Origin of the sequence: Curvivirga sp. (genome assembly GCF_965219885.1) — a bacterium.
GTDB lineage: Bacteria > Pseudomonadota > Alphaproteobacteria > UBA8366 > Aestuariispiraceae > Curvivirga.
Genome location: NZ_CBDCOT010000008.1, coordinates 149,520 through 162,330, shown reverse-complemented (window position 1 = coordinate 162,330; position 12,811 = coordinate 149,520). Strand labels below are relative to the sequence as shown.

The window sequence follows — 12,811 nt, the reverse complement described above, 5'->3', positions numbered from 1 at the left end:
ATAGCCATATATATTTGAATTAGGGCATAAAGATGGATTCTTTTTTTTCTTCGTTAGGTTATGGTAATTTCATCATTGTATTAGGTGTTCTAATTTTTGTGCATGAAATGGGACATTATCTTGTTGCAAGGTGGTGTGGTGTTCGTATCGAAACGTTTTCTATTGGTTTTGGTAAAGAAATTTTCGGATGGACAGATAAGCAAGGAACACGATGGAAAGTCGCCCTGATTCCTCTCGGCGGATATGTAAAAATGTTCGGGGAAAAAGAAGGTGCAAATCCTGGTGATCATGCTGAAAGCCATTCAACAAACTTAAGTGATGAAGAGAAGAAAGTATCTTTTGCCTATAAAACTTTACCTCAACGAGCGGCTATTGTTGCTGCAGGACCATTAATTAATTTTGCATTTGCAATTGTTATCTTTGCCGGATTGTTCATGTTTATTGGTAAACCTGTACAATCAGACTTTATGGTTGATGGTATCGGAGATGTGGTTGTTGGGTCTGCAGCTGATATAGCCGGTTTTGAAAAAGGTGATGTCATTTTATCCGGAAACGGGGTTGAAATTAATGAATTTCGGGATCTTGTGTCAATTGTACAAGAAAGCGAAGGTTCACCCGTAACATATACAATCTCTCGTAACGGACTTAATAAGGAACTGATTGCGGAAGCTCAAGAGACGATAATCGGCGAACAAGGTGGTGAAGAAATCAAAGCATATCGGCTTGGAATTATGGGTGTATCTGCGAAAATGGTTTCTCTAGGTTTTGTGGGCTCTTTGATAGAAGCAACTACCTATACATGGGATATCACAGTCATGACATTCCAAGAAATCGGCCGATTGTTTATTGGCCAAGGAGATGTAGATAATCTTGGAGGACCAATTAAGATAGCACAAATGTCTAGCGAAGTTGGTGATCTAGGAGCATTGGCAATAGTTAACTTTATTGCATTGCTTTCCATTAATCTTGGTTTGCTAAATTTGTTGCCGATTCCCATGCTAGATGGAGGACATCTGTTGTTTTATGCAATTGAAGGTGTTTTACGTAGACCAATATCTGAAAAAGTCCAAGAGATAAGCTTAAGATTTGGCTTGGCTTTCCTATTATCTTTGATGGTATTTGTGATGGGGAACGATATTCTGAATATTACTCTTTGACTTTCTCCCTAAATAGGGTATCTATCCCTTTGGTATAAATCGCTTTATTTTGAATGAAACTGTGAGATTCTTATCGTCGATGAGATCTTGGTTGGTTAGATTTGGGTTGAAATGAAATCAATTTTGAAATCCTCCGTTTTATCTGTGTCTTTGTTATGTGGGACTGTTTTAACGACAACGCTTGCTAATGCTCAGTCGGTGCCCTTGGTTCCGCCCACCAATTCTCAAGGTGGGGATGAGGTTGTTGAAGAAAACGTGAGCGGTCCGATTCTTCAAGAGATCGTAATTTCTGGGCTTCAACGTATTGAAGAAGAAACCATTCTTACTTACTTGAGTCTGCGCGAAGGAAAGCCTTATACAGCAAATACAATCAACCAATCACTAAAAAAACTATATGCAACAGGTTTGTTTGCAGATGTATCGATTTCTCAGATTGGTCAAAATGCTTTAGAAATTAAAGTTGTTGAGAACCCAATTATTAACCGTGTGGCTTATGAAGGCAATTTACGTGTTAAAGATGAAATCTTAGAATCTGAAACTCAATTACGCCCACGCATCGTCTATACAAGAACACGGGTTCAGAATGATGTAAAACGTATATTGGATGTGTATCGCCGTCGTGGGCGTTATGCTGCTAAAGTCGTACCAAAAATTATCCAATTGGATCAAAATCGTGTCGATCTTGCTTTTGAGATTGAAGAAGGACCAGATTCTGGTGTCCATAAAATTAGCTTTGTTGGGAATGATTACTTTGATGATGATGCGCTTGCAAGCGAGTTATTAACAAGGCAAACACGCTGGTATAGCTTCTTATCCGATGCGGATACTTATGATCCTGATAAGTTAACCTTCGATCGTGAATTGCTTCGTCGTTATTATCTTAAAAGTGGTTTTGCTGACTTCCGTGTTGTATCTGCCGTTGCCGAGTTAAGTGAAGATCGCACAGGGTTCTTTATTACATTCACTGTTGAAGAGGGGGATCGTTACTCTTTCGGTGATTATGAAATCTCATCTTCTTTAAAAGGTGTTGATGTTGAATCGTTATACGAATTCGTAGATATTGATGTTGGTGATTGGTATAATGCTAACATTCTTGAAGATAATGTTGATGCAATTACTGAAGAGTTGAATCGTCAAGGATTTGCATTCGTAGATGTATATCCTGAAATTAACAGAAATACAGAAGACGATATCATCAATATTAATTTCAAAATTGCTGAAGCACCGAAAGTATATGTAGACCGTATTGAAATTCGAGGCAATGTACGTACAAAAGATGAGGTGATACGTAGAGAGTTCCGTTTAGTTGAAGGTGATGCCTTTAATACTTCAAAATTGAGACGCTCTCGTCAGCGTATAACCGACTTAGGGTATTTTAAAAACGTTGAGGTAAACAATGTTCCCGGTCAATCACCAAATCATACAGTAATTCAAGTTGATGTAGAAGAGCAATCTACAGGCGAGTTGAGCCTTGGTGGTGGTTTTTCTACGACTGCAGGGTTGTTGGCTGAGGTCGCCGTAGAAGAACGCAATCTCCTTGGTAGAGGTCAGCATTTGCGTGTCGCGACACAATTGGGACAGGACGAATCCAAGGTTGATATTTCTTTTACAGAACCATATTTCCTTGATAGAGAAGGTTTAGCGGCAGGCGTCGATTTATTCTTGGTCGAAGAAGATAACCAAGATACATCATCTTCTGACAATAGTGAAAAGGGTTTCCGTTTACGTACAGGCTATGATTTAACTCAATATTGGCGTCAGAATCTTAATCTTCGTGTGGCCAATGAGGAAGTAACAAATGTTGCTTCTGATGCGTCTATTTACGTTAAAGCTGATGAAGGGGAACGTACTGTCGTTAGTATAGGGCATACAACTGCCTATGATCGACTGAATAGTAGAATTAGCCCAACAGATGGTTATATTTTCTCTTTTAGCAATGATTTTGCTGGATTAGCTGGCGATGTAGATTATTTTAGCTCTACAGTAAAGGCTTCTAATTACGTTTCCTTTATGGAAGAAGATTTTGTGTTAGAACTATCTGCATCTGCTTCTAATATTGTTGGCCTGAATGACCAAGATGTACGTTTGAATGATCGTTTTTATGCTGGTGGTTCAAATTTCCGAGGTTTTGATAATGCAGGTGTTGGTCCAAGAGATACAGCAACGGATGATGCTTTGGGCGGGAAAAATAGATGGCTTGCAACGGCAGAGTTGGATTTCCCTATTGGTGTTCCAAGAGAATTTGGGCTAACCGCATCTGTCTTTACAGATTTTGGATCTGTATGGTCTACGGAAGAAAGTGGTACAAACGTGGCTGATGATACATCTATTCGTAGTTCCGTTGGCGTTGGATTTAACTGGGAATCTCCTCTTGGGCCTATGCGTTTCGATTTTGCACAAGCCATCCAGAAAGAAGATTATGATGATACAGAAATCTTCCGCTTCAGTTTTGGTACACGCTTCTAAGGAAAAAATGGTTTACCCATGATTAAAATCGTTAAAAATATCTTTATTGGACTTTCCCTTTATGTGCTATTTGCGTCCTCTGTCTTTGCGCAGGGAATGTCGAATCCCAAAGTTGCTGTGATTAATATTGAACGTGTTGAGAGAAGTAGTGATGCGTGGAAGTCGCTAAGCGAGCAAGTTGAAGCACAACGTCTTGCGTTTCAACAGGAAGTTAGTTCAATTCAAGCTGAATTACAGAATAAAGCTAGGGAGCTTGAAGGGCAGCGCACGATCTTATCTCCTGATGTATTTGCTCAGAAGGAACAGGCTTTTTTGCAAGAACGCGTTACTTTAGAGCGTCAAATTAATCAGCGTAAAAAGATTCTGGATCAGTCATTTGCCAAAGGTCGACAACAAATTCGTTCTGCATTGAATAAAGTTTTAGTTAAGTATTCAAACGATAATCAACTTGACTTAGTATTAAGCCGTGGGCGCACTCAAGGAGTTGTATATTTTGCAAATCTTGAAAAGCTTGATATAAGCGAAGCCATTCTTAAGTTACTGAATGCAGAAGTGTCTACTGTTGATCTAAGCACTGGACAGCAATAATGACTGGAAATCGCTTTTTCGTACCAGAAGGGCCTTTTTCTATCGACTCCTTTGCAGAAGATATAAAGGTAACTTTTTCTTCTGTGACAGATAAAATGTTTACGGATGTTGCACCATTGTCGACAGCGGAGAATGATCAAGTTAGCTTTCTTGATAATTCTAAATATGTGAAAGATTTAGAAAATACGAAAGCTGGTGCTATTATTCTAAAAGAGGAATACGCGGATAAAATTCCTAATAAATGCATAGCTCTTGTTTCTAAAAACCCTCATTTAAGTTTTGCTTTGCTATCACAAAAATTCTATCCACTTCCCGAAGTGAAAAATGCGATTTCAGAGCAAGCCTATGTCGATCCAACGGCGAAGATTAGTACTGGATGTCAAATCGACGCTGGTGCTTGGATAGGCCCAAATGTCGAGATCGGTACAGGGTGCCATATTGGGCCAAATGTCGTTATTCAAGAATCTGTTGTCATTGGTGCACATTGTCGTATCGGAAATAATGCGAGTTTGGAATGTTGTGAGATTGGTATGTTTACCAATATTCACCCTGGTGTGAGAGTTGGAACTCGAGGGTTTGGGTTCGCTATCGATCCTTCAGGTTTCGAAGATGTCCCACAAACGGGCCGTGTGATTATTGGAAATCGTGTGGAAATTGGTGCGAATAGTACTATAGATCGGGGAATGGGACCTGATACTGTTATTGGCGATGGTTGTAAAATTGATAATCTGATTCATATTGCCCATAATGTAAAGCTTGGAAGAGGTTGCGTTATGGCGGCTATGTCTGGTATTGCAGGCAGCACAGAACTTGGTGATTTTGTAGTCTGTGGTGCGCAAGCAGGTTTAAGCGGACATTTAAAAATTGGTTCTGGCGTTCAAATTGCGGCACGTGCCGGTGTGACAAAAGATCTGGAAGCAGGGAGTATCGTAGGTGGTTTCCCTGCTGAACCTATCAACACATGGCGTAAAAGACATGCCATGATAACACGATTAATGAAGAAAAAGGGGTAACCCATGTCTGAGACAGACAACGAATATTTGAAGGATATCGACGTTTTAAAAATTATGGATCGAATTCCACATCGTTATCCATTCTTGTTAGTTGATAAAATTGAAGCCATCGAACCTTATGAATGGGCTATTGGGGTGAAGGGTGTCACTGCATCTGAACCACATTTTCAAGGACACTTTCCACAAAAACCAATCATGCCGGGTGTTTTAATCGTTGAAGCGATGGCACAAACAGCTGGTGTTATGGTTGTCTCAAGTTTGGGGCAAGAATCCGAAGGAAAGTTGGTTTATTTCATGTCAATTGATGAGGCCAAATTCCGTCGTCCTGTTGTACCTGGTGATCTTTTAAAACTGCATGTTACTAAGAAACAGCAACGTGGTCCTGTGTGGAAATTCGAAGCAAAGGCAACTGTTGATGATCAGGTTGTAGCCGAAGCTAGCTTTGCTGCAATGATCCGGGACGCATAAAATGACCAACATTCATCCAACCGCTGTTATTGACTCAAATGCAGAACTGGATAGTGAGGTAACTGTCGGGCCATTTTGTGTTATTGGTCCAGATGTTAAGCTTGATAAAGGTGTGAAACTACATTCACATGTCGTTGTGGATGGAATTACATCAATTGGCGAAGGTACTGAGATCTTTCCTTTTGCTTCCATTGGTACTGTACCACAAGATTTAAAATTTGGTGGCGAGCGTGTAGAACTCGTTATTGGCAAGAATAACAAAATTCGCGAACATGCTACAATGAATCCTGGAACTGAAGGTGGCGGCTCTATCACGCGCGTGGGCGATAACGGCCTATTTATGATTGGTACTCATGTTGCGCATGATTGCATTATTGGAAATAATGTGATCCTAGCAAATAATGCTACATTAGCAGGTCATGTTGAGTTAGGTGATTTTGCGATTGTTGGTGGATTATCTGCTGTACATCAATTTGTTCGTATTGGTGAACATGCGATGATTGGGGGGATGTCTGGTGTCGAGAGTGATGTTATTCCTTACGGTTCCGTAACTGGTGAACGCGCTAATTTATCCGGTTTAAATTTGATCGGATTGAAGCGTCGCGGTTTCGCAAAAGCAGACATCCATGCGATCCGTGCAACATATAAGTTATTATTCGGTGAGGGAGAGGGCGTATTAAAAGAGCGCGTATCTCAGATTGACGAGGAATTAAAATCTGTCTCGGCTGTAAAAGATATTCTTGATTTTTTGACTGAAGAAACCTCACGAGGATTTACAACTCCCTCTAGCCAAGGCGATTAAACTATGACGACCACTCCGAAGGCGAAACTTGGTATTATCGCAGGTAGTGGTCGGTTGCCTTTGCGGCTTATAGATGCCTGCATAAAAGTAAATAGACCTTATTTTGTTATTGCTTTAGAAGGTCAGGCAAATCCTGAAGATTATCGTAATCACCCTTATGAGATCGTTCGCATTGGGGCCGCTGGTAAATCTATAAAATTATTCAAAAAACATGATGTGAAAGATATCATTATGGCTGGACCAGTAAGGCGGCCAAGTATTGCTGCTTTACGACCAGACGGAACAGCGTTGAAGTTTATGATGAAAACGGGTGCAATGAAACAGGGAGACGACGGCCTTTTGTCAGCACTCATTAAGTTTCTTGAAAAAGATCATGGCTTTAGGGTGGTTGGTGTTGAAGATATTTTACAAGATACCATGCATGGTGAGGGGGCATTGGGAAAACATCGCCCAGATAAAGATGCTTGGGATGATATTAATAAAGCAGTTAGAACCTTAAAAGTGCTTGCTTCTGCAGATGTTGGACAGGGGTTGGTAATACAAGATGGGCTGGTTCTAGCTGTAGAGGCAATTGAGGGCACCGATGCGATGATCCGTCGGGTTAAAGATTTAAAAAGACCTGGTGCATACCCGATATTGGTCAAGCTTCGCAAAGTTGGGCAAGAAACGCGAGCTGATCTACCAACAATTGGGATTGATACAATCGTAAACGCCTATAAAAGTGGTATTCGAGGGATCGCATTTGACGGTGGTGGTATGATCATCATGGACAAAAAAGATGTGATCGATAAGGCGAACGAGTTAGGTTTGTTTTTACAAGCGATAGATCAAGAGGCTATAGAGTAATTTATGCGTGAGAAGTCGCTTATTTTTATTGTTGCTGGAGAAGCATCAGGAGATGCATTAGGCGCACGCCTTATGAAATCAATGAAGCATCAGTCAGCTAATAAAGTCGAATTTATTGGTATTGGTGGTCCGATGATGACCGAAGAAGGATTAAAAAGCCTTTTTCCCATGGAAGAGTTATCACTTATGGGAGTATTTGAAATTCTTCCGCACATTCGCCAATTAAGAAAACGTGTCTTACAAGCGGCTTCGGCCGTGAATGATAAAAAACCGGATGCTGTTATAACAATTGATTCTCCTGGATTTGCGCATGCATTTATTAAACGCGTTGACGTTGAAACCATTAAAATTCATTATGTAGCACCTTCGGTTTGGGCCTGGAAACCCAAGAGAGTATTCAAGTTCAAAGAGCATTATGACCACTTACTCGCGTTATTACCTTTTGAGCCTCCTTATTTTGAAAAAGTTGGACTTCCTTGTCATTTTGTTGGGCATTCAATTCTTGAAAGCGGTGCTGATCAAGGTAATGGTCCAGATTTTCGAAGAAAGTTTAGCATCCCTGAGAAAGCAAAACTTCTTTCTGTTTTGCCCGGAAGTCGAAAAGGTGAGGTAACTAGGTTGTTACCTGTATTTGCCGAAACAGTTTCAAAGTTAGCAGAAGATATCCCTAATCTACATTGTGTCATTCCAGCTGTTCCTCACTTGCATGATCATATTATTGAATCCACAACTGAATGGCCATGCCCGGTTTTGGTAATTCCTGCGAAAGATCAGGAAATGAAATATAATTCTATGGCTGCCTCTAATGCTGCTCTCGCTGCATCAGGTACGGTCGCTTTAGAAATGGCCATGGCAGAGGTGCCGACAGTAATCGCTTATAAAATATCACCTTTAACTCATTTTTTAGTGCGTAGATTTATTAAAGTAGATTTCGGTCATCTGCTTAATATTCTGGCAAATCATATGATCGTTCCAGAGTTTATTCAGCGTCATTGTAAGGCAAAAAACCTGGTGCGTGCTTTAAATGAAATACTGGAAGATGGAAAAGGTAAACTTCAAATTATTGAATTAAAACAAGAGCTAAAAAAGCTTTCCGTAGATGGAAGTTTACCAAGCGAAGAAGCTGCAAGAGTAGTATTATCTATTCTTGATAAGGCGAAATAAGGATTTACTTTTTTGAGTTTAACTTATAACGCGTAAGCATATCTAGGCTATTTGTAAAAAACTTATAGGCTAGCACTGCAGGGATACGTAATTTTGTGCCACCAATAATATTTCTATGTTTTACTCTAGCAAGAAAATCAAATTTGTCGCTTGTACCATTAATTTTTTCAGCAATTAATTTTCCAAGTAAAGGGGCTAAGCCGACGCCATGACCGGTGAAAGCTTGTGCAAAGAAAATGTTTTCGGATAGCTGACCCACATCTGGTAAACTTTCATGATTACCACCTAATGTACCGCCCCAGATGTAATCCAGTTTCACATCTGTTAGATGAGGATAGACATATTCAAGATGTTTACGACATTCTCTTTCAAGGTTTCTAGGCTTTCTATTTGGTATTCCAATCGCGCAGCCCATTGTTAGGCGTCGATCTGGTGTTATACGGAAATAATGAACGCTTCTAGCCATATCCCATGCACATGCACCATTATTGATAACTGATTTTAAAATATGATCATCTAATGGTTCAGTCGCTGCTTGATAGTTATCAACTGGAAGAATTCTCTTAGCTAAGGTTTTGTTTAAATTTCCGATATACCCGTTACAACCGAGTACAATTTTGTCAGCGAATATTTGTCCATCGTGAAATGTAACTTGTGCTGGAATTCCATCCGAAATCGCCAATGCAGGGCTTTCTTCATATATATCGACCCCAAGTTTTTGCGCTGCTTTCGCTAAGCCTAATACGTATTTCAGTGGATTGATATGGCCAGCTCTGTGCGACAAAATAGAGCCTTTATAAATGGGGCTACCTGTTTGCCTAACTGTTTCTTCCTGATCGAGTATTTCAAATATTTGCCGCCCATAACCATTTACGATATTCGCATGTTTCACTAAATAATCCATATGAGCTGTCGTTAGTCCACATGCCATATTTCCGCTTTGGAAATCGCAATCAATTTCATATTCTTCACATAATTGATGGAACAGCTCAACAGATTCAACGGATATATCCCAGAATATTCGGGTTTTTTCGGCTGTGTATTGTTCTATTAAGTCCGGTTGCAACTTAGTCATACCATATCCGAGTTGACCGCCATTTCGTCCGGAAGCTCCCCAACCAACACGTTTTGCTTCGACAAGACATACTTTGTATCCGAGTTTAGCAAGGTGTATAGATGTGGAACACCCCATAAAACCAGCACCAACAACACAAACATCATATTTTTTTGCCCCATTTAGCCGTGAAAAAGGGACAAGCTGTTTCGTTACTGATGTATGATAAGAAACGGGATATTGGGTATTTTTAAACATAACCTTACTATTAAATATTTATTTAATAAAATCAATATCAAAAAAAACGGGACTGAGTCAAACTCAATCCCGTCTTGGTTCGTAATCGTAAAATCTTAACGATCCTTACTGTCAACAAATGGACGACGATCATGACCTTTGAACAACTGACGTGGTCGACCAATTTTCTGATTGGGATCAGTAATCATTTCATTCCATTGCGCAACCCAACCAACTGTGCGTGCCAAAGCAAATAGCACTGTGAACATACTTGTCGGGAAGCCAATTGCTTTCAAAATAATACCGGAATAGAAATCTACATTCGGGAATAATTTACGTTGTACGAAATATTCATCCTCAAGTGCGATTTTCTCCAATTCCATTGCGAGTTCTAGAAGCGGGTCATCAACGCCAAGTTCTTCGAGAACTTCATGACAAGATTGTTTCAACACACCTGCACGTGGGTCGGTGTTTTTATAAACACGATGACCAAAACCCATAAGACGGAATGGATCATTCTTATCTTTTGCGCGCGCAATGAATTCTGGAATATTATCTTTGTGACCAATCTGGTTCAGCATATTTAATACAGCTTCATTTGCACCACCATGTGCAGGTCCCCAGAGAGAAGAAATACCCGCAGCGATACACGCAAATGGGTTAGCGCCAGAAGAACCAGCAATACGCACAGTAGATGTAGATGCGTTTTGCTCATGATCGGCATGCAGGATGAAGATACGATCCATGGCACGTTCAACAGCCGGAGAGATTTTATATTCCTCTGCCGGTACAGAGAAGGTCATATTCAAGAAGTTTGCTGCATAGCTCAACTCGTTCTTCGGATATACAAAAGGTTGCCCAATTGAATATTTATATGCCATTGCCGCAATGGTCGGCATCTTCGCGATCATACGATAGGATGCAACCATACGCTGATGCGGGTCGTTAACATCTGTACTATCATGATAGAAAGAGGATAGGGCGCCTACAACGCCAACCATAATTGCCATAGGATGCGCATCACGACGGAAACCGCGATAGAAGTTCATCATCTGCTCATGCAACATAGAGTGATATGTTACAGTATGTTCAAACTCTTTTTTCTGATCCACATTTGGCAATTCGCCATTCAATAGAAGATAGCACACTTCCATAAAACTGGATTTTTCGGCTAAATCTTCAATGGAATATCCACGATGTAATAGCACGCCTTCATCGCCATCGATATAAGTGATCGCGGAATCACAGGAACCAGTAGATGTAAAACCTGGATCATATGTGAAATAGCCTGTATCCGCATATAAACGGCGGATATCAATAACATCTGGACCAACAGTACCGCTTAGTACTGGTAAGTCATAGCTTTTCCCTGTTGCGTGGTCTGTAAGTGTGACAAATTTCTTATCAGAAGTATCCTGACTCATCGTCTCGGGCCTCCTCAGCTTTGTTTATGTTCATCGCAAAAATGCGGCCAGGGATGGTCGCATTTAAAGTTTGCAATGTCGTTAGTTGCATATTTTATATAATAAAATTTTGCGCTGCACAATGGGCCAAGGCTATGAAATTGATTAAATATTTCTTAATCAATTCAAAATGTCAGGATTTCTGCAGGTTTCAGCTTATAGGCTTCTTAGACGTTCAATGGTCTCTTTTTTGCCAAATACATACATTACTTCAAACATACTTGGCGAAGAATTAGAACCTGTAAGAATTGCACGGATGGGTTGCATTACTTTTCCGAGTCCTAATTCTTTAGTTTCCGAAAATGCTTTTAAAGCGTCTTCGAGACTTTCAACGGTCCAGTTTTCTAGGCCTTCAAGCAAATTAGAAACTTCGGACATAAGTGCCGGAGTTTCTTCTTTAATAAGTTTAGCTGCCTTTGGGTTTTCTAATGGGAATGTAGGGCGTGTTGCATAAAACTTGGCTGAATCTGCAAGTTCCAAAATGTTTTTTGCACGGGATTTCAGGCCTTCCATTCCATTTAAAATCCAATCTTTTGCTTCATTAGATATTTCTCCGAGATGAGGAAGGATCAGTTCTAACAAACGTTCTTCGCTCGCTTCACGAATATAATGACCGTTGAGATTTTCTAGCTTGGCAAAGTCAAAACGTGAAGCACCTTTACCAACCGCATCAAGATCAAACCATTCGATTGCTTTGTCTTGGGGAATGATTTCTTCATCTCCATGGCTCCAGCCAAGACGAAGAAGGTAATTATTAAGGGCTTCAGGTAGATACCCCATTTCATCGCGATATGCTTCTACGCCTAAAGCTCCATGGCGTTTAGACAGTTTTGCACCATCTGGACCGTGAATAAGGGGGATATGCCCAAATGTCGGTACATCCCAGCCCATAGCTTGATATAACTGATATTGACGGAAAGCGTTGGTGAGATGGTCATCACCTCGAATAATATGAGTTACACCCATATCATGATCATCTACAACCACGGATAACATATAAGTTGGCGTACCATCTGCACGTAAAAGGACGAAGTCATCTAGTTGTTCATTTTTTATGATAACGGAGCCTTGAACGGCATCTGTTATTGTTGTTTCGCCTTCACGCGGCATTTTTATACGCACGACTGGATCCACGCCTTCAGGCGCTTCAGAAGCGGCACGATCACGCCATCGACCATCATATCCTACAGGACGACCTTCTTCTTTGGCTTTTTCACGCATTTCCGCTAATTCTTCAGGAGAGCAATAACAGTTATATGCTTTACCTTCCGCCAATAGTCGCTTTGCTACTTCTACGTGGCGATCAGCATTTTGAGTTTGAAAAACTGGCTTATCATCTGCACCTAACCCTAGCCAATCTAAGCCATCAAGGATGGCGTCAATTGCCTCATCTGTTGAGCGTTTTTTATCTGTATCCTCAATTCGTAGAAGGTATTTGCCGCCATGGTGACGTGCGAAAAGCCAGTTAAACAAGGCTGTACGGGCGCCGCCGATATGAAGAAAACCGGTTGGGGAAGGGGCAAAACGTGTGACTACAGACATAATGTTTTCCT

Annotated in this window: 11 protein-coding genes; 8 read left to right on the top strand and 3 right to left on the bottom strand. The window is 40.6% G+C overall.

The features are described from left to right. Positions 1-32 precede the first annotated feature (32 nt). The 8 genes from rseP to lpxB all read left to right on the top strand — a co-directional run bounded on the left by rseP (position 33) and on the right by lpxB (position 8,504). Positions 33-1,157 carry an RIP metalloprotease RseP gene (gene rseP, locus ACOQOA_RS03380; RefSeq protein ID WP_420547244.1) on the top strand — a complete coding sequence of 375 codons (1,125 nt, stop codon included), beginning with the start codon at positions 33-35 and terminating at the stop codon, positions 1,155-1,157. 111 nt (positions 1,158-1,268) lie between these two features. Further along, positions 1,269-3,623, top strand: a complete 2,355-nt coding sequence (gene bamA, locus ACOQOA_RS03375; protein WP_420547243.1) for an outer membrane protein assembly factor BamA — start codon at positions 1,269-1,271, stop codon at positions 3,621-3,623. Between the two features lie 18 nt (positions 3,624-3,641). Beyond that, positions 3,642-4,211, top strand: a complete 570-nt coding sequence (locus ACOQOA_RS03370) for an OmpH family outer membrane protein (protein ID WP_420547242.1) — start codon at positions 3,642-3,644, stop codon at positions 4,209-4,211. Next, positions 4,211-5,224 carry a UDP-3-O-(3-hydroxymyristoyl)glucosamine N-acyltransferase gene (lpxD, locus tag ACOQOA_RS03365; RefSeq protein ID WP_420547241.1) on the top strand — a complete coding sequence of 338 codons (1,014 nt, stop codon included), beginning with the start codon at positions 4,211-4,213 and terminating at the stop codon, positions 5,222-5,224. The genes ACOQOA_RS03370 and lpxD overlap by 1 nt, the downstream gene beginning before the upstream one ends. A 3-nt stretch (positions 5,225-5,227) precedes the next feature. Continuing rightward, positions 5,228-5,692 (top strand): 3-hydroxyacyl-ACP dehydratase FabZ, encoded by a 465-nt coding sequence (gene fabZ, locus ACOQOA_RS03360; RefSeq protein ID WP_420547240.1) that lies wholly within the window; start codon positions 5,228-5,230, stop codon positions 5,690-5,692. Between the two features lies 1 nt (position 5,693). Continuing rightward, positions 5,694-6,494 (top strand): acyl-ACP--UDP-N-acetylglucosamine O-acyltransferase, encoded by an 801-nt coding sequence (gene lpxA, locus ACOQOA_RS03355; RefSeq protein WP_420547239.1) that lies wholly within the window; start codon positions 5,694-5,696, stop codon positions 6,492-6,494. Between the two features lie 3 nt (positions 6,495-6,497). Then, positions 6,498-7,340 carry an LpxI family protein gene (locus tag ACOQOA_RS03350; RefSeq protein WP_420547238.1) on the top strand — a complete coding sequence of 281 codons (843 nt, stop codon included), beginning with the start codon at positions 6,498-6,500 and terminating at the stop codon, positions 7,338-7,340. A gap of 3 nt (positions 7,341-7,343) precedes the next feature. Continuing rightward, the gene (gene lpxB, locus ACOQOA_RS03345) at positions 7,344-8,504 is read left to right on the top strand and encodes a lipid-A-disaccharide synthase (protein ID WP_420547237.1); all 1,161 of its coding nucleotides are present in this window, start codon (positions 7,344-7,346) and stop codon (positions 8,502-8,504) included. A gap of 4 nt (positions 8,505-8,508) precedes the next feature. On the opposite strand, the gene ACOQOA_RS03340 is transcribed toward lpxB, so the two are convergent. The 3 genes from ACOQOA_RS03340 to gltX form a co-directional block, all read right to left on the bottom strand. Beyond that, entirely contained in the window at positions 8,509-9,816 is a 1,308-nt protein-coding gene (locus tag ACOQOA_RS03340; RefSeq protein ID WP_420547236.1) for an NAD(P)/FAD-dependent oxidoreductase, read from the bottom strand. A gap of 95 nt (positions 9,817-9,911) precedes the next feature. Further along, on the bottom strand, positions 9,912-11,219 hold the full coding sequence (gltA, locus tag ACOQOA_RS03335; protein WP_420547235.1) for a citrate synthase: 1,308 nt from the start codon (positions 11,217-11,219) through the stop codon (positions 9,912-9,914). A gap of 195 nt (positions 11,220-11,414) precedes the next feature. After that, positions 11,415-12,800, bottom strand: coding sequence for a glutamate--tRNA ligase (gene gltX, locus ACOQOA_RS03330; protein ID WP_420547234.1), 1,386 nt, complete (start codon positions 12,798-12,800; stop codon positions 11,415-11,417). Between the last annotated feature and the right edge of the window lie 11 nt (positions 12,801-12,811).